The organism is Acinetobacter sp. Marseille-Q1618 (assembly GCF_902809855.1).
Lineage (GTDB): Bacteria > Pseudomonadota > Gammaproteobacteria > Pseudomonadales > Moraxellaceae > Acinetobacter.
On sequence record NZ_CADDWJ010000001.1, the window covers coordinates 242,427 to 267,445 of the forward strand.

21 protein-coding genes, 1 tRNA gene and 1 CRISPR repeat array are annotated in these 25,019 nt (G+C 37.3%); of the genes, 12 read left to right on the forward strand and 10 right to left on the reverse strand.

The window, feature by feature from the left end; all coding sequences use genetic code 11:
* Positions 1 to 10: 10 nt before the first annotated feature.
* Positions 11 to 628, forward strand: coding sequence for a bifunctional phosphoserine phosphatase/homoserine phosphotransferase ThrH (thrH, locus tag HUS24_RS01150; protein ID WP_065994582.1), 618 nt, complete (start codon positions 11 to 13; stop codon positions 626 to 628).
* A gap of 114 nt (positions 629 to 742) precedes the next feature.
* Here the strand turns inward: thrH and HUS24_RS01155 are convergent, their stop codons facing one another.
* On the reverse strand, positions 743 to 1,279 hold the full coding sequence (locus tag HUS24_RS01155; protein WP_254433820.1) for an arylesterase: 537 nt from the start codon (positions 1,277 to 1,279) through the stop codon (positions 743 to 745).
* Positions 1,280 to 1,403: 124 nt separating this feature from the next.
* On the opposite strand from HUS24_RS01155, the gene HUS24_RS01160 reads away from it, so the two are divergent.
* From HUS24_RS01160 to HUS24_RS01200, 9 genes are all read left to right on the forward strand, one after another.
* Positions 1,404 to 2,135 (forward strand): ABC transporter ATP-binding protein, encoded by a 732-nt coding sequence (locus HUS24_RS01160; protein WP_173910239.1) that lies wholly within the window; start codon positions 1,404 to 1,406, stop codon positions 2,133 to 2,135.
* Entirely contained in the window at positions 2,132 to 4,639 is a 2,508-nt protein-coding gene (locus HUS24_RS01165; protein ID WP_173910240.1) for an ABC transporter permease, read from the forward strand. Before HUS24_RS01160 ends, HUS24_RS01165 begins: the two co-directional genes overlap by 4 nt.
* 295 nt (positions 4,640 to 4,934) lie before the next feature.
* Complete coding sequence (locus HUS24_RS01170) at positions 4,935 to 5,309, forward strand: DUF4845 domain-containing protein (RefSeq protein WP_173910241.1); 375 nt, start codon at positions 4,935 to 4,937, stop codon at positions 5,307 to 5,309.
* Positions 5,281 to 5,973, forward strand: coding sequence for a ribonuclease III (rnc, locus tag HUS24_RS01175; RefSeq protein WP_173910242.1), 693 nt, complete (start codon positions 5,281 to 5,283; stop codon positions 5,971 to 5,973). The genes HUS24_RS01170 and rnc overlap by 29 nt, the downstream gene beginning before the upstream one ends.
* Before the next feature lie 5 nt (positions 5,974 to 5,978).
* The gene (gene era, locus HUS24_RS01180; protein WP_171531335.1) at positions 5,979 to 7,007 is read left to right on the forward strand and encodes a GTPase Era; all 1,029 of its coding nucleotides are present in this window, start codon (positions 5,979 to 5,981) and stop codon (positions 7,005 to 7,007) included.
* Between the two features lie 31 nt (positions 7,008 to 7,038).
* Positions 7,039 to 7,227, forward strand: coding sequence for an NF038104 family lipoprotein (locus HUS24_RS01185; RefSeq protein WP_173910243.1), 189 nt, complete (start codon positions 7,039 to 7,041; stop codon positions 7,225 to 7,227).
* Between the two features lie 9 nt (positions 7,228 to 7,236).
* On the forward strand, positions 7,237 to 7,956 hold the full coding sequence (gene recO, locus HUS24_RS01190) for a DNA repair protein RecO (protein ID WP_173910244.1): 720 nt from the start codon (positions 7,237 to 7,239) through the stop codon (positions 7,954 to 7,956).
* A 30-nt stretch (positions 7,957 to 7,986) separates the two neighbouring features.
* A complete protein-coding gene (gene pdxJ / locus HUS24_RS01195) occupies positions 7,987 to 8,712 on the forward strand; it encodes a pyridoxine 5'-phosphate synthase (RefSeq protein ID WP_173910245.1) in 726 nt (241 codons plus the stop codon).
* A gap of 27 nt (positions 8,713 to 8,739) precedes the next feature.
* Positions 8,740 to 9,396, forward strand: coding sequence for a tRNA-(ms[2]io[6]A)-hydroxylase (locus HUS24_RS01200; protein ID WP_173910246.1), 657 nt, complete (start codon positions 8,740 to 8,742; stop codon positions 9,394 to 9,396).
* Between the two features lie 202 nt (positions 9,397 to 9,598).
* A CRISPR array of direct repeats spans positions 9,599 to 11,788; the repeat unit is 28 nt; unit sequence GTTCACTGCCATGTAGGCAGCTTAGAAA.
* Positions 11,789 to 11,863: 75 nt separating this feature from the next.
* Here the strand turns inward: HUS24_RS01200 and HUS24_RS01205 are convergent.
* Both HUS24_RS01205 and HUS24_RS01210 read right to left on the reverse strand, forming a co-directional pair.
* Positions 11,864 to 12,934, reverse strand: coding sequence for a hypothetical protein (locus tag HUS24_RS01205; protein WP_173910247.1), 1,071 nt, complete (start codon positions 12,932 to 12,934; stop codon positions 11,864 to 11,866).
* Between the two features lie 113 nt (positions 12,935 to 13,047).
* Positions 13,048 to 13,123 (reverse strand) — tRNA-Asn (locus HUS24_RS01210).
* Between the two features lie 245 nt (positions 13,124 to 13,368).
* Between HUS24_RS01210 and HUS24_RS01215 the strand changes: the two genes are divergently transcribed.
* Positions 13,369 to 13,827, forward strand: coding sequence for a hypothetical protein (locus HUS24_RS01215; protein ID WP_173910248.1), 459 nt, complete (start codon positions 13,369 to 13,371; stop codon positions 13,825 to 13,827).
* A 29-nt stretch (positions 13,828 to 13,856) separates the two neighbouring features.
* Here the strand turns inward: HUS24_RS01215 and HUS24_RS01220 are convergent, their stop codons facing one another.
* From HUS24_RS01220 to HUS24_RS01235, 4 genes are all read right to left on the reverse strand, one after another.
* The gene (locus tag HUS24_RS01220; RefSeq protein WP_173910249.1) at positions 13,857 to 15,269 is read right to left on the reverse strand and encodes a deoxyribodipyrimidine photo-lyase; all 1,413 of its coding nucleotides are present in this window, start codon (positions 15,267 to 15,269) and stop codon (positions 13,857 to 13,859) included.
* Positions 15,270 to 15,420: 151 nt separating this feature from the next.
* The gene (locus HUS24_RS01225) at positions 15,421 to 15,903 is read right to left on the reverse strand and encodes a peptidylprolyl isomerase (RefSeq protein WP_065995560.1); all 483 of its coding nucleotides are present in this window, start codon (positions 15,901 to 15,903) and stop codon (positions 15,421 to 15,423) included.
* A gap of 143 nt (positions 15,904 to 16,046) precedes the next feature.
* A complete protein-coding gene (locus tag HUS24_RS01230) occupies positions 16,047 to 17,333 on the reverse strand; it encodes an NAD(P)/FAD-dependent oxidoreductase (RefSeq protein WP_173910250.1) in 1,287 nt (428 codons plus the stop codon).
* A 117-nt stretch (positions 17,334 to 17,450) separates the two neighbouring features.
* Positions 17,451 to 18,719 (reverse strand): D-alanyl-D-alanine carboxypeptidase PBP6B, encoded by a 1,269-nt coding sequence (locus HUS24_RS01235; protein ID WP_254433785.1) that lies wholly within the window; start codon positions 18,717 to 18,719, stop codon positions 17,451 to 17,453.
* A 168-nt stretch (positions 18,720 to 18,887) separates the two neighbouring features.
* Here HUS24_RS01235 and HUS24_RS01240 point away from each other — a divergent pair, with 168 nt between their 5' ends.
* Positions 18,888 to 20,591 carry a M61 family metallopeptidase gene (locus tag HUS24_RS01240; protein WP_173910252.1) on the forward strand — a complete coding sequence of 568 codons (1,704 nt, stop codon included), beginning with the start codon at positions 18,888 to 18,890 and terminating at the stop codon, positions 20,589 to 20,591.
* A 255-nt stretch (positions 20,592 to 20,846) separates the two neighbouring features.
* Here the strand turns inward: HUS24_RS01240 and HUS24_RS01245 are convergent, their stop codons facing one another.
* The 3 genes from HUS24_RS01245 to HUS24_RS01255 all read right to left on the reverse strand — a co-directional run bounded on the left by HUS24_RS01245 (position 20,847) and on the right by HUS24_RS01255 (position 24,519).
* Positions 20,847 to 21,869, reverse strand: a complete 1,023-nt coding sequence (locus HUS24_RS01245; protein WP_173910253.1) for an ELM1/GtrOC1 family putative glycosyltransferase — start codon at positions 21,867 to 21,869, stop codon at positions 20,847 to 20,849.
* Between the two features lie 261 nt (positions 21,870 to 22,130).
* Complete coding sequence (locus HUS24_RS01250) at positions 22,131 to 23,846, reverse strand: flotillin family protein (RefSeq protein ID WP_173911364.1); 1,716 nt, start codon at positions 23,844 to 23,846, stop codon at positions 22,131 to 22,133.
* 28 nt (positions 23,847 to 23,874) lie between these two features.
* On the reverse strand, positions 23,875 to 24,519 hold the full coding sequence (locus HUS24_RS01255) for a YqiJ family protein (RefSeq protein ID WP_173910254.1): 645 nt from the start codon (positions 24,517 to 24,519) through the stop codon (positions 23,875 to 23,877).
* Positions 24,520 to 25,019: the final 500 nt, after the last annotated feature.

The window sequence follows — 25,019 nt, forward strand, 5'->3', positions numbered from 1 at the left end:
GGGAGAACCCATGGAAATCGTCTGTCTTGACCTTGAGGGTGTATTGGTACCAGAAATTTGGATCAATTTTGCTAAAAAAACAGGAATCAAAGAATTAGAAGCCACTACACGTGATATTCCTGACTATGATGTGTTGATGACACAACGTTTGAATATTTTAAAACAACATGGTCTAGGCTTAAATGATATTCAAGCTGTTATTGCAGACATGGGACCTTTTGAAGGTGCAAAAGAGTTTGTGGAATGGGTACGTACGCATTTCCAATTGATTATTCTTTCTGACACTTTCTATGAGTTTGCACATCCATTAATGAAACAATTAGGATGGCCAACCATTTTCTGTCATAAATTAGAAACTGATGAAAATGGCATGATCACTGCATATAAATTACGTCAACCAGACCAAAAACGTAAAGCCGTGCAAGCTTTACATGGTTTGAATTTCCGTGTGATCGCAGCAGGTGATTCTTATAACGATACCACGATGTTAGGTGAAGCAGACCAAGGTTTCTTGTTTGACGCGCCTGAAAATGTGATTCGTGAGTTTCCACAGTTCCCACCGATTCATGGTTATGCAGCGTTGAAAGAAGCGATTCGTAATGCTTCTGTACGTGATATTCCAGCATAATTTTGAGTTGGTAAAATAAAATTAAAGGTGCATTTTAATTGAAATGCGCCTTTTGTTTATTTGGCTATGTCTATTTTAAATTTACGATATAAATCGTCTACTTAAGATGTTGGATTACAATGCACTTTTAATTAAAGGATAAGCATTATCCAACAAAATCTTTTGTGCTGTTGCATTTGGATGAACCAAATCTTTTTGCATTAAATTTTTCTGTCCTGCTACACCTTGCATAAAAAATGGATGCAATTTTACTTTATATTGCTGGCTCACGACTTTGTAATTATTTTCAAACGCCTTGCTATAGGCTGTGCCGTAGTTTGGCGGAATTTTCATGCCAAGTACGATGACATCGGCTTTGGCTTTTTGTGAAAGTTGAATCAATTGCGCGAGATTTTTTTGAATCATTTGTGGTGGTTGTCCACGTAAGCCATCATTACCGCCCAGCTCAATCACCACAATATGCGGTTTATGAGTTTGTAAGAGTTTTGGTAAACGTGCCAACGCCCCACTGGTGGTTTCACCACTGACACTGGCATTTACAACTTGGTGCTGCTTCGGAAATTGTTGATTTAAGCGTTGTTGGAGTAAATTTACCCAGCCTTGTTGTGGATTGATGCCATAACCCGCACTTAAGCTATCGCCCAAAATCATCACGGTTTTTGCAAAACTACTAACAGGTAGTAGGCAGAACGTGCTAAAAAATAAGCAAGCACTTATTTTTTGAAATTTTTTGAACTTAAATAAATTTTCAGTTTGCATATAGGGTTTCTTTACCATGTCTTCGGTTTTGCCAGAATCTACTTTTATCATGCCACAAGCGATTATTTCTGCACAGCAACTTACACAAAGTATTCAATTACCCCATCAAACCTTAACGATTTTTGAAAATTTAAATTTAGAGATTTTGGCAGGACAGCAAGTGGCGATTACTGGACGTTCAGGTTCAGGGAAATCAACATTATTGGGTATATTGGCAACTTTAGATCAAGCCAGTTCTGGCAAATTATCCATTTGTGGTGAAGCGATCCAAGATTTGGATGAGGAACAGCGTGCTTTAGTCCGATTAAAACATATCGGTTTTGTCTTTCAGTCTTTTCAATTGTTGCCACATTTATCTGCACTTGAAAATGTCATGCTGCCACTACGTTTACAACCGAATTTTGTCTATGCCGATGCTGAAAAGAAAGCTTTAAAATTATTGCAGCGTGTCGGTTTAGAGCGACAAAGTAGTCAAACACCTAAAGTTTTATCAGGTGGTGAGCAACAACGGGTAGCTATTGCACGTGCATTGATTTCTGAGCCCAAAATCATTTTTGCAGATGAACCGACAGGCAACTTAGATGGGCATACTGCACAAGAAATAGAACAATTATTATTTGAACTTAACCGTGAATTAGGTACAACATTAGTACTGGTCACCCATGATCCAAAACTTGCGGCGCAATGCCAACGACATTTCGAACTCAAAGATGGTCAATTGATTGAACATACTGAGGTATCGGTATGATGGCATTATTTAAGCCGTTGTTTCGACAGAGCTTTGGAACAACAGGGATTTATTTATTAATTGTTGCATTAAGTATTGCGATCAGTGCCACCACGGCTTTGAAATTTAGTAATGAACAAGTGCAAGATGCTGTGTCCTTACAAGCAGCAAAAATGCAAGCTGCAGATTTGGTTTTAAGTGATAATTCACCCATCGCAGCATCATGGATCAAACAAGCACAGCAACTGGGTTTAAAACAATCGCATGTCACGCTATTTGGTACCATGGCATCTACCGATGAACAATTTGTTATGGTGAATGTCAAAGCGATTGATCAGACCTTTCCTTTACGTGGTGAGTTACGTATCCAACCACAAGCACACTATCTACAGTCTGGGCAAGTGTGGCTGAGTCCACGTGCGATGGATTTACTAAAAGTGAATGTTGGTGACAATGTTCAGATTGCGGATGGAAAATTTAAAGTTACAGGCAAGATTGAACATGATTCCAATCAAGAGTTAGGATTCTCCGCATTTTCACCTACTGTGATTATTTCCCAAGCCGATGTTGCCAAAACCAATGCCATTCAAATCGGCAGTCGTATTGACTATCGTTTACTTTTGGCAGGAGAAAAGTCACAAACGCAGCATTATGAGCAATTATTTCAGTCTTTTCAAGACAAACAACAGCAGCGTTTAGAGGCTTTACAGCAGAACTCCGTATCACAGGAAAATTTAGCAGAGCAAGATATTGTAGCCGCATCAGATCTAAAACTTCGTAATGCCAACGATGGCAATGCACGTTTAATTAAACCGATTGAGAATTTAGATACTTTCTTACAATTGGCAAATATCATGACGATTTTACTGTGTGGTTTGGCGATTGCGCTCACCAGTCAGCGTTATGTACAGCAAAATCAAGATTATATTGCTTTGATGCGTTGTATGGGAGCGAGTAAGAAGCAGATTTTCCAAACTTTTCTGGTGTTATTGTTGGTTGTGATTGCGATTGCGATGCTTATAGGTAGCGTCTTGGGCATGATTTTGGGTTATGGGCTTTTACAATTGATGTTGCAATTGATTCCATCACTAGAATTGCAGTTTTCAGTGCTGAGTATGCTGTTTGGCCCATTACCCATTGCAATTTTTACCAGTGCAATCGTGCTATTTGGTTTTATTTTACCGAGTTTATGGCAATTGTTACGGACACCGCCGATTCGTTTGATTCGTCAGCAAGAACAATCAAAAAGTTCTTTACTGTGGATGTTTGTGACAGGTTTGATCAGTTTGATTATTTTCAGTTTGGTTTTGACTGAAAATTTAGTGTTGACCAGTTTAGTGATTGGCTCAATTATTCTACTCAGTGCCGTACTATTTAGCGTTATATTTATAATTTTAAAATTGATTAAAGCGTTAAAAAATCGGTGGTCGAGTTATGTACGTGTGCCTGCCCAAACAGCGATTCAAATCACGGCTTTGGCATTGGGATTGAGCTTAATTACCGTACTTACCGTGTTAAGAAGTGATATTTTAGACCGTTGGCAGCAACAATTGCCAGAAGGGACACCGAACCAATTTATTTATGGTTTACCACCACAAGATGTTGAGGCTTTTAAACAGCAACTTGCAGGACAAAAATGGTCGTCTACGCCTTTGTATCCAAATGTACGTGGACGATTAGTCGCAAAAAATGGACAAGCATTTTCCAAAGATTTGGTGGAAAAGAATAACTCTTTAAGACGTGAGTTAAACCTCACCCAAGCTGATCATTATCCAAAAGATAATGTGATAATCGAAGGTCAAAGTCAATTAAAAACAGGTGGCGTGTCGATTGAAGCCAAACTTGCTCAAGAGTTGGCGATTAAAATTGGCGACCGTTTAACTTTTAGTTTGCCTGAAGGGCAGTTTGAAGCGCAAGTGACCAATTTACGTACTGTTGAATGGCAAAGTTTTAGCCCTAACTTTTTCTTTATTTTTGCACCAAATACTTTGGATGAAAATGCTGGAAGTTTTTTAGGAAGTTTCTATGTGCCACCTGAGCAGAAAAGCCAATTGGTCAAAATCATTCAACAATTTAGCAATACGGTATTTATTGATGTTTCAGTAATTTTGGATGAGATCAAACGTTTAGTGAATGTGTTGGTACAAATTATTACTGTACTTGCTGTACTCGTGACGATTTCTGGAATTTTGGTGCTAGTTGCTTGTATTAATTTACTTTTAGATGAGCGTAAGCGAGAAGTGGCATTGTTACGTTCTTTTGGTAGTACCAAAGCGCAACTTAAAAATATGTTGACGATGGAAATTGGTTTTATTGGATTGATCGCAGGAATTGTATCGTGCTTTTTTGCTGAGATTATCAGTGCGATTGCCAGTTATCGTATGGATATGCTGATTCAACCGCATTGGCAAATTTGGCTGATTCTGCCGACTTTAATGACTGTTGTATGTGCTTTGATCGGACGTTATCGTTTGAGTTATTTAAGTGATATTCCGCCTTTACAGAGTTTAAGAGAAATGAATTAATTTCAATTTAAAGTAAAATATAGGCATTTAAAAAACTTGCATTGAGAATACTACAATGTTTTCGATTATTTTTAGCAAAATACAATGCCGAAATCTAGCATCTCCTTTGTCTTTGCAAGATAATGTCACTTTAAAATAGCGCAAACAGAATAGATGGTATTCATAATATTCTATTGTGTTGCTATTGGTTTTAAATTTGGGGAATTTTCAGATGTGACAAGACTAGATTCAACAATCTGGTCTTATTTTAATATCTGTAAAATGTTATAATTAACTCACCTAGTGGATAATAAAAATGCGTAAATCTCAACAAGGTGCATCGTATATTTCGATTTTATTAGGAATTGTGGTTTTTGCTTTTATCGTCAAAGCGACATTAGCACTGTGGCCATCGTATTGGGATGATCGTGTGATCAATAATCAAATTGAGCAGCTTATGCAAGAAAGCTCAACGGATATCACACCATCTAAATTTGAAAGTCAAATGAGTCAACGTTTAGACATGAACAATATTCGAGATGTTAAATTTAAGGATATTGCGACTGTTTCAACGGATAATGGCTTAACAGTGACTAAAAAATATGAAGTAAGAACGCCGTTTTTTATGAATATTGATTTAGTCCAAACATTCGAGAAGAGTTTTGATCAAAGGTCAGTTCAAAGTAAGTGATCCTCGCTTACAGCGTCGTATCGGCTATGAATTTAAACAACCAGAGTTACTCCAGCTTGCGCTGACCCACCGTTCGGTCAGCCATAAGTACAACTATGAGCGCTTAGAATTTCTTGGTGATTCATTGTTGGGTATGATTATTGCAAATTATTTATATCATGCTTATCCGCAGGAAAATGAAGGACGTTTAACCCGTATGCGTGCGACGTTGGTGCGTCAAGAAGCCTTAGGTAAAATTGCCAATGATTTAAAATTAAGCACCAGTTTAATTTTAAGTACAGGCGAATTGAAATCAGGCGGTCATCATCGTGAGTCAATATTGGCAGATACGGTAGAAGCGATTATCGGTGCGATTTATACGGATTGTCAGGACTTGCCTGCATTACGCAATATTGTTCTAAAATGGTATGAACCGTATTTGGAACATATTGAGCCTACAGATCAGCTCAAAGATCCAAAATCACGTCTCCAAGAATATCTACAAGCTCGTAAAAAGCCATTACCCAGTTATGAGGTTGTAGATATTCAGGGTGATGCACCAAATCAGCATTTTAAAGTAGAATGCTTAGTGGAAGGCCTGCCTAAAATGATGGGTGAGGGTTCAAGCCGCCGATTTGCAGAACAGGCAGTGGCGGCAGATTTTTTAAAGTTATTGGAGCAGTAAACTGCATGAATACACATTCCGATCACGTTGATGCTGATCACGAGCCAGATGACAACGGCAATGATTTAATTAACCAATTTTTTAGCGCACAAGGAACTGAAATTCCTGCTGACTATAAAAGTGGCTTTGTGGCGATTGTTGGGCGTCCAAACGTAGGTAAATCGACTTTAATGAACCATTTACTTGGTCAAAAACTGTCAATTACTTCACGTAAGCCGCAAACGACTCGTCATAAAATTATTGGTATTGATAGTCGTGAAACGTCGCAAGCTGTTTTTGTCGATACGCCAGGGATGCACAAAAAAGAAGTGCGTGCCATCAATAAAATGATGAATAAAGCTGCAAACTCTGCATTGCGTGACGTTAATCTGGTGCTTTTTGTTGTAGATGCACAAAAATGGACACAGAATGACGAGTTAGTTTTAGAAAAGCTAAAAAATGCAGAAATGCCTGTGGTTCTTATTATTAATAAAATTGATACTTTAGAGAACAAACGTCAGATTTTACCGTTGATCGAAGAACGTGCCAAACTGATGAATTTTGCTGAAATCGTTCCTGTTTCAGCATTACGTGGCGCAAACTTAGATCATTTGCGTGATGCAATTGAAAAATATTTACCATTTCAGCCGCCACTTTATTCTTTAGATCAAGTAACCGATCGTTCTGAACGTTTCCTTGCGAGTGAAATTATTCGTGAGAAAATCATGCGTCAGTTAGGTGAGGAATTACCTTATGATTTAACGGTACAAATTGAATCATTTAAAACTGAAGAAGCTACAGTTAACCCAAAAACAGGTCGTCCAAAAGCGGCATGTACTTACATTGATGCGACAATTTTTGTAGATCGTTCAGGTCAAAAAGCCATCGTCATCGGTGAAAAAGGTGCTAAGCTGAAAAAAATCGGGATGGATGCACGTGTCGATATGGAAAAAATGTTCGAACAAAAAATCATGCTCACACTTTGGGTGAAAGTCAAAGGCGGTTGGTCTGATGATGAACGTGCATTGAAAAGTTTAGGTTATAGCGATATTTAAGCGCTGATCTTAGGAAAAGGATAGAATCGTAATGATGAAAGTCTTAGCAATTGTGACCTGTATTCTCTTTTTACAAGGCTGTGTACATAAACTCGTTACGGTTCCTGTCAAAGTCGCTTATAAAACCACAAAAGGTGTCGTCAAAGGTACTGCTGCTGTGGTAGGTGCAGTCATTCCTGATGGTGATGACGACGATGATAAAAAAGATAAGGATGATTAATTCGGCAAGATGCGAAATGAAGTCTTGCATGGTTATTTGATCCATCATCGAAAATATCGAGAACGCAGTCATATTGTGCATTTATTTACACAAGAATATGGGCGTGTCGATGGAATTTTAAGACAAAATCCGCCACCACAATACCAACCGATTACTTTACAAGCCACTGGTAAAAGTGAGCTGAAGAATTTTTCAAAATTAGAAATACTCAATCAACCTGTATTTTTTTATGGGGATGCTTTTTTTTCAGGTTTTTATTTAAATGAAATTCTTTTAAGGTTGTGCCCCTTAGAAGAAGCGATGCCACAAACTTTTCAGCAATACCATTTTACTTTAGAGCATTTACAAAACTTAGCACAGCATGCCAATCCTAACGTATTTTTAAAACAAATTTTACGTCAGTTTGAATATGCGCTATTAGAAGAATTAGGTTATCCGTTGGACTACGAGGCAGATGCACAACAACAACCGATCATCACAACACAACGTTATCAATTTCAATTGTCTGATGGTTTTATACCTGTTTCACATACCTCATCTGCAACCTTAACAGGTGAGCAGATTTTAAGTATGGCAACTTATGAAAAGGGTATGGATTTTAATCCAGAACAGTTACAATTATTGTCGAAACTTTATCGCCAAATGATTACGTCATTGCTTGGTGATCGCCCTTTAAAAAGTCGACAACTGTGGATTCAAAACTCCCAGTCTAAAACTTTGAACCGATAGTTTTTATTTTTAAGTATTTAGGAAAATAGTATGGCTGCATTGCTTGGTGTAAACATTGACCATGTTGCAACGCTTCGACAAGCACGTGGAACACAATACCCTGATCCTGTTCAGGCAGCGTTGGTGTGTGAGCAAGCGGGTGCAGAGGGGATCACGCTTCATTTACGTGAAGATCGTCGCCATATCCAAGATGATGACGTATATCGTATGCGTACAGCGATTAAGACACGCATGAACTTAGAAATGGCAGTTACAGCGGAAATGGTCGCGATTGCCCTCAAAGTAAAGCCACAGCATGTATGTTTTGTGCCTGAAAAACGCCAAGAAGTAACCACTGAAGGTGGGTTGGATGTAGTGGGGCATTTTGAAGAGGTTAAAGCAGCAACGCAGGCATTGGTTGCGATTGGTTGTGACGTGTCATTGTTTATTGATGCGGATTTTGCGCAGATCGATGCTGCAGTGGCATGTGGTGCACAAACGGTTGAATTACATACGGGTGCTTATGCCGATGCACATTCAGAAGATACGCATCATCAAGAATTAGAACGCATTATTAAAGGTGCAGAATATGCGGCTTCTAAAGGTTTGGTAGTGAATGCAGGGCATGGCTTAAACCTTAAAAATGTCGCTGAAATTGCGGCAATTCCACAAATCCACGAGTTGAATATTGGACATTCCATCATTGCTGAAAGTGTATTTGTGGGTTTGCAACAAGCGGTGAAGGACATGAAAGCGGCAATCCAAGCTGCACGTTAATTTTATAGAATGTATTGAAAAGTAATCATGTCAAATATTAATTATGATGAACTGATGCAACCCATCATTGGTTTTTTAGGCTGTGAAACACCCAAAGCATGGTTGGATGAAGCATTAAATAATCTCGATATTTTAATGCAAGATCATGCCAATTGTGAGAAAAAGGCGGCTGGAACAGCGATGAATTTGATGTTCCGCTATAGCTTTTTTACTGATTTACAAGTCAAACTTGCTCAGCTTGTTCGTGAAGAAATGTTGCATTATGAACAAGTTTTAGAGTTCATGACCAAACGTGGTCAAGAATGGAAAGGTTTAAGTGCGGGACGTTATGCAGGTGGTTTGCGTAAGGAAATCCGCACCTATGAACCTGAAGCATTGATCGATGTTTTGGTGATTGGGGCTTTTGTAGAGGCGCGTTCTTGTGAGCGTTTTTATGCTTTAGCGCCTTTGGTGGATGAAGAACTTGGGCGTTATTATCGTTATTTGCTCAAGTCAGAATCTCGCCATTATGAAGATTATTTGGCTTTGGCTTTGGATGTTGCGAAGACAGCTAAACTCAAAGACCCTGAAGAAGATATTCAGCAGCGGATTGAACATATTCGTGAGGTTGAAAAGAACTTGATTTTGGCAACGGATGATACGTTCCGTTTTCATAGTGGTGTGCCTGAAAAAGCTTTGGCTTAAAGTTAGTCGATTTTTAAAGAAAGGAAGTGTTTATACTTCCTTTTTTTATTTTGACAAATGCATACTTTTACCCCAATATTTTAGACACTCTTTAACAGTTTATATAAATCAATGACTTATAAATTGAATAAAAAATTTGGGTAATTTGAATCTTTTTAAATTAACTCTATGTTTTTATTTTATTTATGGTTAAAATTTTACTGTTCACTGCCATGTAGGCAGCTTAGAAAGCACAAGTTGTTATTAGTTTTCCGAATAAAATGTTCACTGCCATGTAGGCAGCTTAGAAAATACAGCCCCCAGTAAGATAAGAATTGGTATCCGTTCACTGCCATGTAGGCAGCTTAGAAAAATTGAACTAACAGTAGTCACACCATCAGTAAGTTCACTGCCATGTAGGCAGCTTAGAAACAGTAGAAAGGGTGATTGCTCACCCTAATATGGTTCACTGCCATGTAGGCAGCTTAGAAAATTCATTTAAAGTTAGTGCTCCACCGATAATCGTTCACTGCCATGTAGGCAGCTTAGAAAGGTCGAACAAAAATATGAGGGAGAATTTTTAAAGTTCACTGCCATGTAGGCAGCTTAGAAACTCTTGAGGACATTCTTGAGCAGATTTATCAAGTTCACTGCCATGTAGGCAGCTTAGAAACTGTAGTCCAATCAATCATCCGAGCTAATGTTGTTCACTGCCATGTAGGCAGCTTAGAAACAAGACCTGCACCAACGAGCAATTTTTTAAATGTTCACTGCCATGTAGGCAGCTTAGAAACTCCCCAGGTTTACCGATATGTGCATATAACAGTTCACTGCCATGTAGGCAGCTTAGAAAATTCGGATTTTTATGTAGGTTCTGTAGGTGTGGTTCACTGCCATGTAGGCAGCTTAGAAATTGCGACATTCAACATTAAGATCTAAAGCGGTGTTCACTGCCATGTAGGCAGCTTAGAAATTACTAAAGCTGCTAATCCCAAGCGCTCAAACGTTCACTGCCATGTAGGCAGCTTAGAAACATTTGAATACTTTGCCTGTCACTACTAATGAGTTCACTGCCATGTAGGCAGCTTAGAAATCCAGTTTGTTGTAAACGATTCCTGTGCGCCCGTTCACTGCCATGTAGGCAGCTTAGAAATTGCTGTGTATAAGCAACATATCGCCCATTTTGTTCACTGCCATGTAGGCAGCTTAGAAAGTTTGAAACAAGCTTCTATTCAGTAGATGCTGGTTCACTGCCATGTAGGCAGCTTAGAAAAGTATCGCAATTTAAATACAAAATAGCTTAGGGTTCACTGCCATGTAGGCAGCTTAGAAACCCCAGTTTTATTTGGAGAATCATTTGTATATGTTCACTGCCATGTAGGCAGCTTAGAAAGTTTGAATAGATTGCGTTCTAAATGAGATCGAGTTCACTGCCATGTAGGCAGCTTAGAAACGTTGGTCCTGCTGATTGATCTAACAGCTTTAGTTCACTGCCATGTAGGCAGCTTAGAAAAATAGAGCTTACAGTTGCAACTGTACCTGTAAGTTCACTGCCATGTAGGCAGCTTAGAAAAGTCTCATTTGGTTTTGTTTCACCTTTTGCAGGTTCACTGCCATGTAGGCAGCTTAGAAACGTATTTTCCTACAGAGCAACCCACCCCCGTAGTTCACTGCCATGTAGGCAGCTTAGAAATTTTTCGTAGATGCGACAAAATTTTGATGAGGGTTCACTGCCATGTAGGCAGCTTAGAAATAGAAAAGTTTTATTGTGGGGTCTTGCTCCTTGTTCACTGCCATGTAGGCAGCTTAGAAATGTGTTTTCAGGCTGTATGATGAAAAATGGCAGTTCACTGCCATGTAGGCAGCTTAGAAATCAAACATTCGAATTAACCCTGTGGATGCACAGTTCACTGCCATGTAGGCAGCTTAGAAATGTGCAAATTCCTTCTGCTACAACTTGCACCAGTTCACTGCCATGTAGGCAGCTTAGAAAGTTCGCTTCTAAACAAATGTGATTATTCACTAGCTCACTGCCATGTAGGCAGCTTAGAAAAGTGCCGATCCCACCAGTCGTTAATCTAATTTGTTCACTGCCATGTAGGCAGCTTAGAAAAATTTAAATTACCATTAGGTGTATCAAAAGCTGTTCACTGCCATGTAGGCAGCTTAGAAAAGTAAGCGTACATATCATAGAAATATGAAATTGTTCACTGCCATGTAGGCAGCTTAGAAAACAACAGCACGATAATTCGTATGTACAAGACTGTTCACTGCCATGTAGGCAGCTTAGAAATTTACAGATTTTATCTTATTTTAATTTTTAAAGTTCACTGCCATGTAGGCAGCTTAGAAATGCATCATATTAAATCTAAATTTCCTGAGTCTGTTTACTGCCGTATATGAAGCTTAGTGCAATGGGCCAATAATATGAGAAAGCCTATTTCTATATGAATAGGCTTTTTACATACCTTCCGATTGAAATGAATTTTTAATCGTCAGGTCTTTTAAAGAAGAGCAGCAAACCAATGAGTGTTAATAGACCTGTTTTCATGAAGAAATCTTTATTGAAAGAACCAAATTGTTCATAAGCTCCTTGTGCAATAGTTAAATAACCCATGAGATAGATAAGAATATATAAATTAAAACCATACATATACGCGATAGCTGCAAATGCAATACACAAACATCCAATGACCATGTAATTTATGTCCCATATCATTGTGTTAATGATCATGAGAAATAGTAGCCCTCCACCAATACTTAAAGCTGATCGACTTGCGAAACCACTATTTGTATGGAATCCATAGAAGAGTGCAAAGGGTAATAGCAGCAATAAATACTTAAACCAAGTCATATATTGTTGGGTGAGCAAGAAACTAATTTTATTGGGAGTAATTGGATTCTCACTGAGCGTAATCCGAACCCAACTGGGTTGATAGTGTAAAGGAATTTCTGCATTGACTAAAAATTTTAAACTTTCTTGGGGGGGAATCATGTATTGCCCTTGATAGCTGTGAGCGTAATACAGCCAAGACTTATTTTGTTCAATTGTGTGATAATCAGTATTACTTTTTGTGTTTGCAATTAAGTAATTGTCTTCTTGCTTTTGATCAATACGAAAACATGGGTTTAATATTCGCTCATTTAGACAAATCGGTAAGACGTAATATTCTGTGTCTAGACGAGTGCTTTGCTGACCTGCAAAATCAAAATAAAGATAAAACTGTGATGTTGGATATTTAATAGAGATGGAAGGAGAAAGCCAAGCATTTTCTCCTAACGATTGTTCAATTGGTATAGGTAGTTCATGAACTTGTATGGCATCAGTTTTAAAATGATTAAAAGGTACAAGCCATTGTTGTTGAATTGGGATTTCAGCATTAGTCACACTGTCATATAACTTAGGAGGAGTTTTGACTTTGGTTTCAAGATCGCTTTTAAACTGACAACTGTTGCTTAATATTGTAAAAAATAAAACAAGAAAAGCGATACCTCCCCAAAAAAATAGTTCTTTTTTCAAAGCTTTTTTATTTGATTCTAAATCGGTTTTGATCCACATTTTTTTAGTTTTAAAGTAATGAATATCGGCTGAATTTTAGCAAAAATGAACAGAATATAAATTATATTTTACAAAAAAAAGCCCACTGCATAATGAGTGGGCTTTTCAGAATTTGGCTCTCCAACCTGGGCTCGAACCAGGGACCTGCGGATTAACAGTCCGTCGCTCTACCGACTGAGCTATTGGAGAATCTGAGTGCGATTATAAGGATATATCTGTGCTGGTCAAGCCTTTCATGTCATGTTTTCTTCATTTTTGAGTTGTATGCTTTTTATTTGAACAAAAACATCTTAATTCAAAAAAATATATGAAATGGTTGCAATCTCACAAATGACTTGCTAGATTAAATTTAGAAAGTGAGTTTAAGCAATTGCTTAAACCGTGTGGATTTAACCAACTTGCCAGCACTAAAATGGCTAAATAGGAGACAGCGAATGAATACGCTTAACATTTCCGATATTTTTTCAAATTTATCTTTTTATCAAGAAAATTATCTTTCGATTCTTCAGAACCCTGAACAGTATTACACCAAAATTGAGCAAGCTTACTTTGAAGTATGGCCGTTTGCTGAGAAAAAATTATATCTTGGTGATTTGCTACAACTTTGGTTTAGTGAAAAATGGTTAATCAATGCGCAATGTAAACCATTAACCGATACTACTTCAAAAAATAATCAAGCAACGATTCAACGTGAACATGATTTATATTTATTTCAATTGGTAGGCAGTACATTTTCAGGTGCAAACCATGCCAAAGTTTGGTCTGTTTCTGAACAGAAAGTGATTCATGTTGCTTTAGATCGAGTATTTAAATATTACTGTTTCTTTGAGTCGATTGATCGTCCAAACAAACCGCTTCAACTTTCTTTAAATCATTTCAAACATGCAGTTTAAGTATTTTGATGAAAAGGCTTTTAAGTTGATTATTGCTTAAAAGCCTCAATGGCTCTCACACGACTCATTTTTAAATCAATGATGGGGTGAGGGTAATCCAGTTGTAAATCAGGGTTTTTAGCATAAGGTTCATGGATGGTTTTTGCATCCAGATGAGCAATTTCAGGTAACCATTTTCTTAAATAATCGCCATTTTCATCAAATTTTTTGGATTGGCTGATTGGATTAAAAATACGAAAATAAGGCACAGCATCCGTTCCTGTAGAGGCACACCACTGCCAACCACCATTGTTTGCCGCCAAATCACCATCAATCAAATGCTGCATAAACCATTGTTCGCCCAAGCGCCAATCAATCAATAAATTTTTACACAGAAACATTGCAACGATCATACGCACACGATTATGCATCCAACCTGTTTGTAACATTTGACGCATACCCGCATCAACAATCGGAATCCCTGTTTTTCCATGTTGCCATGCTTTAAGGTCTTGAGGAGCATCTCGCCACTGGATTTTTTGCGTATTGATTTTAAACGGTAAATTTTTAGAAACTTGTGGAAAATCAAATAAGATTTGTTGATAAAACTCTCGCCAAAGTAGCTCATCTAACCATGTTTGTTGTCCACTATTGTCAATATGAAAATGCCCTTGCTGTGCGCGAAATAGGGCATTTAAACAGTGACGAATGGATAAAATTCCCAAATTTAAATAAGGTGAAAGCTGACTGGTTGCGTCAAGATGTGGAAAGTCTCGAGCTGTTTGATAATTGGTTACTTGATGTTCTATAAAATCATCCAATAATCTATGTGCATGACTTTCACCAACGAGCCATTGTTGGCTTAATGGAGTTTGGTTAAAACCCAGTTGTTGTAAGCTTGGAATTTTATATTCAATTTCAATGTCTAATAATGCCTGCGGCTCAGGTGTTGGATAAGACTTTGGAATCGAAATACTGAGCTGTTCATAGCAATATTTTTTAAACGCACCAAACACTTGATAGGGTTGATTAGATTTATTGCGAATCGAACCTATAGGGAAAATGCTGCGATCATGATATAAAATCAAATCATGCGCATGTTGATTGAGTAGTTTCTGGATCTGGTGATCACGATTGAGTTCATTTACACCACATTCGATATTGGCATGCACATTTTCAATGTTGAGTGCCTTGCAGTGGTTTAGCATATGATTCGGAAGGTCTTTCCATTCAGGCACAATATCAATAATTAATGGAATATTGAGTAAATTAAGTTGTTGTTTAAGCTCAGTAAGTTGTCTTAAATAGAAATCAATTTTGATGGGTGCATCGTGATGTTTGCGCCATTGCTCAGGTGAAAGTACAACCAATGCGATCGTATTTCCTGACTGTGTTGTATGCCAAAGTGCGGTATGGTCTTGAATGCGTAAATCTTGGCGAAACCAAATCAGTTGTCGTGTCATGATCTTAAAAAAGTGTACTTATGTATAAAATGAAATGAATTTCTAGGGTTGGAGAAGTATGATTTTAGTGTAAAAATCAAGAATAATAAAATCCAGATTATAAAAAAGGCAAAGTATAAAACTTTGCCTTTTCAGTCAGATCGAAACGATCTTAGTGGTGATGACCACCTACACCGTGAACATGACCATGTTCTAATTCTTCAGCAGAAGCATCACGAATTTCAACGATTTCTACTTCAAAAGTAAGATCTTGACCCGCAAGAGGGAAGTTTGCATCTACAACAACATTGTCGCCTTCAACTGCTTTAACAGTTACGATTTGCACGCCATCTTCAGTTTGTGCTTGGAATTGCATACCTGCTTCGATGTTCTCAACACCTTGGAACATTTGTTTTGGTACTTCTTGAACTAAGTCAGGATTGTATTCGCCATAACCTTCAGCAGCAGGAACGTTAACTGTAAATTTATCACCTACAGTTTTGCCTTCTAACGCTTTTTCTAAACCAGGAATGATGTTGCCTGCGCCATGCAAATATGCGAGTGGCTCACCTTGTGATTTATCGAGAGTTTCCCCCTCAGCGTTAGTCAACGTGTAGTGGAAAGAAACCACTTGGTTATTTGCAATAGCAGTCATGTTATTGATCCATACGATAATAGATAGTTATAAGTGTACATCATAAAGTGAAATGCAATTTTTGTAGACTAAATTTACGAAAAAAAAGCATTTTTGCCACTTTTTTGATGGTTTTTTCATTAATAAGGGCGAATTGTTAAATTTCAATGCAATTTTATCCGCGGTGCAATTTTCCGTGTAACAAAATCTTTTGCTGTGAGCAGTCCTGCATGGGCATAACCATAAATCGTGGCTTGATGTAACCGATAGAGTGACACGTACATTGATTTTGCCACAAAACCTTGTACATTCACTTGTCCAAGTAATTCGCCGACTGCTTTATTTTTGCTGAGTGAGACCAAAGAGCCTTTATCTGAGAATTGGAACATGGGTTGTTTGTTGCCATTCACACGTGCTTTGAGCGCATCAACCATAAAGGTTGCTTGTTGGCTTGCAACTTGAGCACGTGGGCCGAGTGCTGCTTCTCGTGCATCCAAGATACAGTTGGCACAGTCGCCCATAGCAAAAATATTCGGGTCAGTTTTGGTTTGTAAGGTAGCATAGACCTCTAAACGCCCCATACGATCTTTTTTAAAATCTGGCAAATTTGCAATCACTGGAGGGGTTTTAATACCCGCAGCCCAAACTTTAAGTTCCGCTTGAATACTGGTGCCATCATTAAAATAGACTTTTTCAGCGTCAACTTTTTTCACACGTTTTGAGGTTAACACATCGATTTTCATGCGCTGTAACTGTTTATCCGCATGTTCTGCAATTTTCTCAGACAATGCTGGTAAAATACGATCTGCACCTTCGATTAAAGAAATTTTGACTTGGTTTGGATTGATTTTATTTAAACCGTAATTATAAAAATTTTGTTTGGCTTCAACCAGTTCAGCCGAAAGCTCAACACCTGTCGCACCTGCACCAATCACAGCAATATTCAAGCTACGTTCAGTATTTTTATTTTGTGCATCCAAATATAGATGTAATAAATCTTGCTGAAAAATCTTGGCTTGTTTAAGACTATCTAAGTAATGACAGTACTCTTTGACACCTGGCGTGTTGAAATCATTAGATACTGAGCCCACAGCAAGCACTAAGGTATCGTATTCAACAATTTGTTGTTCACTCGCAGCTTCGTATTTAGTCGTTTGAGGTTTAACTAAGGTAATTTTTTTGTTTTCTCGGTCTAGATGTTCAAAACGACCTTGAATAAATTGGTAATGATGTTTTGCTGCATGTGCATAATAATTGGTTTCTTCATCATTGGGGTTCATCGTTCCCGCAGCGATTTCATGTAAAAGCGGTTTCCAAATGTGGGTGAGCTTTTGGTCAATCAATGTGATTTGGGCTTTTTTTGCTTTGCCTAGCGTGTCGCCAAGTTGTGTGACCAGTTCCAAGCCGCCCACACCACCGCCGACAATCACAATATGATGAAGTTTTGACATAAATTACCTGATAGTTGTTATAGGGATGTGATTAATATGACACCGCTGAAACACTTTTCAAGATTTCTTGTCTTACGATTTACAATAAAGTTGAGTAAATACGTTGGTTTTTATATTTTAAAACCCAAAAATCGTTTTAAGCCACTCAATCAAACGTTCAAACCACGAAGCTTGTTCAATATGAACCTCATCTTCAATGTCAAAAGATTGTAGTAAAAGACCATTTTGATAGACATTTACTTTGGCTAAATGCATCATTTTTGCCAAAGGTGCAGTGAGTGAAGCCTCATTGAGTTCAACATTTAAATGTGTTTCTGTTTTTTGTAAGGGTTCAATTGCAAATAATAAACCTGTTGCATCAGGCTGCATGATCTTAGAATTTAGATTATCAAATGTCATAAGATCAATAGGTTGGGCATTATTATATAAACTGGTCGTCACAATTTGCGGTTTTTTGGCTTCAACTTTAAACATTTTCAAGGTAGATTTCACCACTGGAAGCTCAGCAATCAGTTGTTTGTCTTTGATCACAACCTCATCACGGGTGTAGGCATACGCTAAATTTAATAATTTATGTGCAACTTCCGCACGTTTTGCCGCACTTTTTGTTCCCATGACCACCACAACCAAACGACGATCGGGCATCTCCCGATTAAAGGTTGGGCGATGTGCTGACAAAGCCAAATTGTATCCTGCAGCTTTGGTAAAACCTGTTTTTAAACCATCGACACTAGGATCAGTTTTTAAAACCAAATTGGTTGCATGATGAAAATGTTGTTTATAACTGAAACTCGGCATCACTGAATAATGCATATAATCAGGCGTGTGTTGGGTCACTGCTTGTCCTAACAATGCCATATCATGTGCAGAAGAAAAATGCTCAGGCATGGTAATCCCTGGCGCATTGCTAAAATGAGTATTTTTCATACCCAGCGCTTGAGCTTCTTGATTCATTCGGGCAATAAAAGCAGGCACAGTGCCAGAAATACGTTCTGCTAAGGTTACTGCCGCATCATTGGCAGACATGACAATCAAACCTGCAATGAGTTGATCCACTGAGATTTGTTCGCCTTCTTTGAGGTACATTTGCGACTCATCCCATTGCACCATTTTCACTACCGGTGTTGCGGTAAGAATTTCCTGTTTTTTTAAACGTCCTGCTTGTATTTCTTTTAAGGCAATATATGCCACCATCATTTTGGTCATGGATGCAGGCGCACGTTGCACATGACTATTGTACTCAGCAATGGTTTGTCCAGTTTGTGTGTCTAAAATCGTCCAAGCTTCTGCTTCTACTGACATCGGGTTGATATTTAAAAGAGCTGCATTGACTAACGTGGAACAAAGAGAGCAGATAAAGACAAGCAAGTAAGTGACAATTTTCAAGGAGGACAGCCTTAGCAATTCAGGAGGTGAAAAACATATCGCATGCTATGCTTTTTTCACTGTTCTGGCTAGTCAGTTTTCTATTCAAAAAGCACGAATAAAGCACAGCTTTGTAAAAAATGTTAATCTAATAAATAATTACCTTAAATATTTTTTTGAATACGGCTTATGTTGCATTATCAAATTGAATTTGACGATTATCGTCAGCATCTCGTGCATGTTACTTTACGTTTTTTAGCAAACCCAACCCAAGTTTTATCGTTACCAACATGGATTCCGGGTAGTTATTTAATTCGTGAATTTGCTAAACATGTAGAAGCTGTAAAAGCCTATGATGAAGCAGGGCGTGAACTAAAAATTAGCAAGTTTGATAAGAATAAATGGCGTTTATTTAACACTGATCATGAACTGATTACTGTTGAATATGATGTTTATGCTTATGATTTATCTGTGCGTGGTGCATATGTCGATCAAACACGTTTATATGCAAATCCTGCATGTATTTGTTTGGGCTTGGAAGGTCAAGAACATAGCCCAATTGAAGTTGAATTGTTTTTACCTTCAGAGTTAAAACATTTTCAATTAGCAACAGGCTTAAAATCAAAAAGCTTGGTGAAGGGGCGATACACCCTAACTGCACAAAATTATGCAGAATTGATCGATAGTCCATTTGAATTGGCGGAACAAACACGTTTTAGTTTTGAGGCGCAGGGTATTGCGCATGAGTTTGTTGTTTCGGGTCAACATGCCATGAATGTTGAGCGTATGCAGCAAGACATTGAAAAAATCTGTGCAACTGAAATTGCTATGTTTGGTTCAGCGCCATTTGCAAACTATACGTTTATGACTATGGCGACAGGTAATAGCTATGGTGGCTTAGAACATCCAAATAGTACCAGTTTAATTATTCCACGCGATGATTTACCAAAAGCTGATGAAGCGAGTGAACCTTCAGCAGATTATCAGCGTTTTCTTGGTTTGTGTAGTCATGAATATTTTCATTCTTGGTTGGTTAAATTTATTCGTCCTGAAAACCTAGCGACTTATGATTTGGATAAAGAAAGTCTGACATCTTTACTTTGGATTTTTGAAGGCTTTACGTCGTATTATGATGACTTAATGTTGTATCGTAGTGGTGTGATTTCTCAACAATCCTATTTAAAATTACTAAAAGCACAGATTGATCGTTATTTACAAAATCCAGGACGTTTCATTCAAACCGTTGCAGAGTCGAGTTTTGATGCATGGATTAAGTTTTATCGCCAAGATGAAAACTCCAATAATGCAGGCACAAGCTACTATAACAAAGGCTGCTTAGTCGCATTATGCTTAGATTTAGGTTTGCGTATGAAAGGCTCAAGTCTTGATGCTTTGATGCGTAAACTGTATGAAAATACGCAAAATGGTATTCAAGTCAATGAAAGTACTATTTTCACGCTATGTGAAGAACTCACAGGTGTGAAATGGGTCGAGCAAATTAACCACTTGATTAATACCACTGAAGAATTACCATTGGATCAATTGTTCCCTGAATTTGGTATTGATTTTGAAGTGAAAAATGAAAAATCATTACCATTTGGTTTAAAAGTCTCCGACAAACCAGAAGGTGTGCTGATCCAACAAGCACGACGTGATGGAACAGGAGCAAAAGCAGGGTTGTCTGCCAATGATATGATCATTGCGATAAATGGTTTAAAAGCATCTGAAAAGTTATTGGAAAAATATTCAAAACAAGCAGCAAGTTTTACGGTTTTTGCTTTCCGTCATGATGAACTTTTGCAGTTTGAACTACAAGGTGGTGACGTTGAACTCAGTACTGTTGAGCTTAAAGTTGTAGATCAAAGTAAAGTTGATAAGTGGTTAGGTGTTTGATTTATAATGTTTAAAAGAAAAAGCACTCGCTTGAAGTTAATACTAGTCAGTTAAGCCAATTTATTGAATAGATTACTAGAAATCTCCCCTAACCCCTCTTTGAGAAAGAGGGGAACTTCAAGTAACTAAAGTAATTTTTAGTAATTTTGCGTAGCAGTGCTACTCATCCCTCCTTTGAAAAAGGTGAGGAACATGTTCCGCAAGGGGGATTAAAAAAATTCTTAACTGATCAGCATTACTCGCCTGAGTGCTTTTTTAGGCATAGACTTTGTTCTTTTTCCGAGAGTTGGTTGTTTTATGGAAATGTCCTTGAAAATAAAGTCTGTCTAACTGTTGTACTAAAGGTATGAGCATGTCTGTTCTTTTGATAGGACTATAGTGTTCGATAATCTGCCCTAAATGTGTAATGGATTTTCTTTGAATATATTGATAATTCAAGTATTTTTCGATTAATTCATCTGTTTTAGCTTCATTTAAACAAATTGCTGTAACAACAGCTCCTGTATGAATGGCTTCAGATAACATGGTAATGCTATCCTCTGTGACAAAAATATATTTACATTGTGCTAGTTTTTCAGACATTGTAACTTTTTGATGTTGGTCTATATATTCTATTTGCTGTATATGTAATAAATCTAAACTTTTAGTGTCTAAATTGGGTGTTCTACGTGAGCAAATTACACTACCTTTCAACTGATGTGTACTGATAAAATGAGTAAACTGCTGAATCATATCAGCAAAATTTTGCTTTGAAAAAGGGTATTCTGTAGTTGATCCGCCTAAAAGTAGAACTGCATTATGCTGTTTTGGGAGATTATATTGTGTTGTAAAATTTGCAGAAACGGGAGGGGTTGGTAAAATAATTTGTTTACAATTCACATTTTGCGGTAAAGCTGTAATACTTAAATCAATCAGTTTTTCATTAAATTTTCTTAGATTTCCTACATATAAAAGTGGCAGATGAAATTTTTGAGACAAATACGCCGCATAGATCAAATTTGGCATACCTGAACAAATAATCATTTCAGCCTGTTGGATGTTAGCAGGTTCGGCTTTAAAAAATAGTTGCCCAAAGATCTTATAAAATATTGGAAAATTAGAGAGCTTTTTAAATAAACTGACCCATTTTTTACTCATTGACATGGGAAGCTGAAAAGCGTGAAAGCCTAATGCATATTTTTCTTGAACAATTTCAGCTACAGCAAGTGATGGATTTAAATGACCTTTTCGACCATCATGGATCACTATAACGGTTTTATTTGAAATAATCGCATTCACAATTGAACCTAATTCTGTATTGGGTTGATATTAGGCTAACTGTGTTTTATTAAATTATACTGAAGCTTAGATTAAAAGTTTTTTACACGCAAAAATGAAGGACATAATTTTAAAAAACACATTTATTTCAATATTTATTTGATAAGTAATTTTTTGAAAAATTAGAAGTATTTAAGCTTAAATAATATTATGAGCTTAAAAATGGCTGTTAAAATTAACAGCCATTTACATGAAAAAGTCTAACTTTTTAGATTTTAAAAATTATTTTGCTTCAGTTTTTGCTTTTAAAGTTTGGGTTAAGCCATTGATGTCGCCACCTTGAATCCCTAATTCATTCATTAAGCTATCAATCAAAGGTGCTTGGGTACGATAACGTAAGGCACTATTTACCACTTGATCAGATAAAGCGACTTGACCTTGATCAGCACCAGCCTCAGTAGATGGAGCAGAACCACCAACACCGCCTAAACCATTTACTTGCAAAATTTTAATATCATCAATATTTTCCATAGGTTTAACGCTTTCACGAATAATTTCTGGTAAATATTTTAATAATGCTAAGCGAATTTGCATTTCTACTTGTTCAGTAGACAAGATATTATTGGCTTCGTTGACAGCACGCGTACCTTCTGCATCAACGTGGTATTGTTTCTCTTGTGCTTGTGCGAGCAAGATTTTTGCATCGGCTTCACCTTTGGCTTTCAAACGTACTTTTTCAGCTTCTGCTTCAGCTCCGATACGAACAGCCTCAGCTTCATCTACAGCCGCTTTTTTCGATGCTTCAGCAGCAACTGTGATTGCAATTGCATCAGTTTCCGCAATCTGTTTTGCTGCAACCAGTTCAACGGCTTTAACACGTTCAGCACGTTGTGTTTCACGAACGGTTAACACTTCTTCTTCTGCTTTTACTGCTTGTGCACGTGCTTGGTCAGCCAAAGCTTTTGCTTCAGATTCAGCACGAGATTTTTCAGCAATCGCAATTGCACGGTCTTGCTCAGCCAGTTCAATGGTTTTCTTTTGCTCAACTTGCGCTTTTTGAATCAATTGTGCTTTAACAATATTTTCATTTTCTACATCACGTGCAGAAGCAATACGTTTTAATTCAACTTCACGTTCTGCAGCAATACGAGCTTCTTCTGCCTCACGTTTTTTCGATGCTTCTTGCGATGCAATTTCTGCCAATTGTTCAGCTTTACGGATAGAAATTTCACGTTCTTGTTGCATTTTTGCATATTCTTCTTCACGTAGAATTTGCAATTGTGCTTGTTGAGTTTCAAGGTTTTTAGCTTTGATGGCTAAGTCTGCATCTTGCTCAATGTCATTACGCTTTTTACGACGATCTTCAATCGTTTCAGTGAGTTTAGTTAAACCTTCCGCATCAAACGCATTTTGTGGATTGAAAAATTTAAAGCTAGTTTGGTCCAAGCCAGTCAGTGATACAGTTTCGAGTTCTAAACCATTTTTAAATAAATCTTCAGAAACGACTTGTTGAACTTTTTGTACAAAATCAACACGCTTTTCATGTAATTCTTCCATTGCCATTTCCGCAGCAACCGCACGTAATGAGTCAACAAATTTACCTTCAACCAAATCTTTTAATTCTGGCGGTGACATGGTTTTTTTACCCAATGTCTGCGCGGCAGTTGCAATCGATTCGGCAGTTGGTTTTACACGCACATAAAACTCAGCCATGACATCGACACGCATACGATCACGGGTAATTAATGCTTGATCAGCCGCACGTTTTACTTCTAAACGAAGCGTATTCATGTTGACAGGAATCACTTCATGTAGCACAGGTAGCACAATTGCACCACCATTTAAAATGACTTTTTCACCACCAAAACCAGTTCGGACAAACGATACTTCTTTACTTGATCGTTTATAAAGACGGGCGATGATGACGCCAATGATAATAAGCGCTGCTAAAATAATGCCAGCAATAATCATAATTTGGTATAAAGAAGAATTCATGATGTAATTATCTCTGCTTGTTATTTAAAAATTAAAGTTGAATCGCCTGAAAGCCATTCACTGTTTTTTGGGTTAAAATAACCTCTTGTCCTTGTGAAAAAGTAATATTAAGCTCAGGTTCGACCAAGATATAATGGGTTTGACCAAACTGGTCGAGCACTTTGGCTTGTGCTGGGTAGTTTTGTCTGGCTTCACCTAAAATGATGAGTGCAGTTCGACCAATCAATTCGTCACTACGAATGGCAGTGGTTTCATCTTTCGGTAAAATTTTTGCAATGGTTGCTGCAACAATACGCACCAAAGGCATACATAAAAATAAACTGGCAGGCGCTGCAATCCAAATCGCTAAGTATTGTTGTGTAAATGAGAAATACATTGCTTGCATTGCAAAACCAAACAAAGCATATACAGTTAAAAAGATAATCAACCAAATCAGAACAGGAATACGCCCGAGATAGAGCCAATCTAAAAATTGTACAAATAAGCTTTGATCAGTATCTAGATCAATCCCCAGACTTTTGCTGTCGCCAAGATCATCAGGAATAAATTGATCTAAAAAGCCTTGAGATGAAGCACCCAATACTAAAAGTAAGCATTCAAAAATACCCAAAAGCAGCATTAAACATAAGCTAACACTAAAAAATAAGTTTGAAGCATGTGTAAATAATTCCCACATTTTGTACACTCTTCTTCAGTTCACAATTTATTTTTTGTGAGGTGTTTTTAAATATTTGGCAAATACCAAATGATGAGTTAATTCTATTAATAATCACAGTTTATATGGATATTTCAATATTGACAAGAAATTTTTAATAATAATAATTGTAAATCAATAAGTTATTGATTTGTGGTGATAGGTGGCATTTCAACGGAAAAATTTGTAATTGATCAAAAACTAGATTATAAAATAAAAAGAATTAGACAAATGAATAATAGCCATTACAAGGAATGTATGGGTCTTATGTTAAAAGGAGCTTTAACATCAATTTTTCTTTTCTTATTTAAAAGTTCATTGGGACTAGAAGGAAAAGAGCGCCATTTTTATGATTTCACACTCAAAAAAATACGCAATGATTGGGGTGATCATTGCGTAGAACAACGAATTTGTACAAACAAATCCGGTTAAGGAGAAATGTTATGAACTTTGGGGATTGCTCATAACGTGAAATAAATATT

What these genes read in the sequence shown, in the direction of transcription:
- HUS24_RS01215 (WP_173910248.1), top strand. Translation starts at nt 13,369, where the DNA reads ATGAATACGCTTAACATTTCCGATATTTTTTCAAATTTATCTTTTTAT.
- pdxJ (WP_173910245.1), top strand. Translation starts at nt 7,987, where the DNA reads ATGGCTGCATTGCTTGGTGTAAACATTGACCATGTTGCAACGCTTCGA.
- HUS24_RS01160 (WP_173910239.1), top strand. Translation starts at nt 1,404, where the DNA reads ATGTCTTCGGTTTTGCCAGAATCTACTTTTATCATGCCACAAGCGATT.
- thrH (WP_065994582.1), top strand. Translation starts at nt 11, where the DNA reads ATGGAAATCGTCTGTCTTGACCTTGAGGGTGTATTGGTACCAGAAATT.
- HUS24_RS01205 (WP_173910247.1), bottom strand. Translation starts at nt 12,934, where the DNA reads ATGTGGATCAAAACCGATTTAGAATCAAATAAAAAAGCTTTGAAAAAA.
- HUS24_RS01185 (WP_173910243.1), top strand. Translation starts at nt 7,039, where the DNA reads ATGATGAAAGTCTTAGCAATTGTGACCTGTATTCTCTTTTTACAAGGC.
- HUS24_RS01170 (WP_173910241.1), top strand. Translation starts at nt 4,935, where the DNA reads ATGCGTAAATCTCAACAAGGTGCATCGTATATTTCGATTTTATTAGGA.
- era (WP_171531335.1), top strand. Translation starts at nt 5,979, where the DNA reads ATGAATACACATTCCGATCACGTTGATGCTGATCACGAGCCAGATGAC.
- HUS24_RS01200 (WP_173910246.1), top strand. Translation starts at nt 8,740, where the DNA reads ATGTCAAATATTAATTATGATGAACTGATGCAACCCATCATTGGTTTT.
- HUS24_RS01240 (WP_173910252.1), top strand. Translation starts at nt 18,888, where the DNA reads ATGTTGCATTATCAAATTGAATTTGACGATTATCGTCAGCATCTCGTG.
- recO (WP_173910244.1), top strand. Translation starts at nt 7,237, where the DNA reads ATGCGAAATGAAGTCTTGCATGGTTATTTGATCCATCATCGAAAATAT.
- HUS24_RS01165 (WP_173910240.1), top strand. Translation starts at nt 2,132, where the DNA reads ATGATGGCATTATTTAAGCCGTTGTTTCGACAGAGCTTTGGAACAACA.
- HUS24_RS01230 (WP_173910250.1), bottom strand. Translation starts at nt 17,333, where the DNA reads ATGTCAAAACTTCATCATATTGTGATTGTCGGCGGTGGTGTGGGCGGC.
- HUS24_RS01220 (WP_173910249.1), bottom strand. Translation starts at nt 15,269, where the DNA reads ATGACACGACAACTGATTTGGTTTCGCCAAGATTTACGCATTCAAGAC.
- HUS24_RS01255 (WP_173910254.1), bottom strand. Translation starts at nt 24,519, where the DNA reads ATGTGGGAATTATTTACACATGCTTCAAACTTATTTTTTAGTGTTAGC.
- HUS24_RS01155 (WP_254433820.1), bottom strand. Translation starts at nt 1,279, where the DNA reads ATGATTTTGGGCGATAGCTTAAGTGCGGGTTATGGCATCAATCCACAA.
- HUS24_RS01225 (WP_065995560.1), bottom strand. Translation starts at nt 15,903, where the DNA reads ATGACTGCTATTGCAAATAACCAAGTGGTTTCTTTCCACTACACGTTG.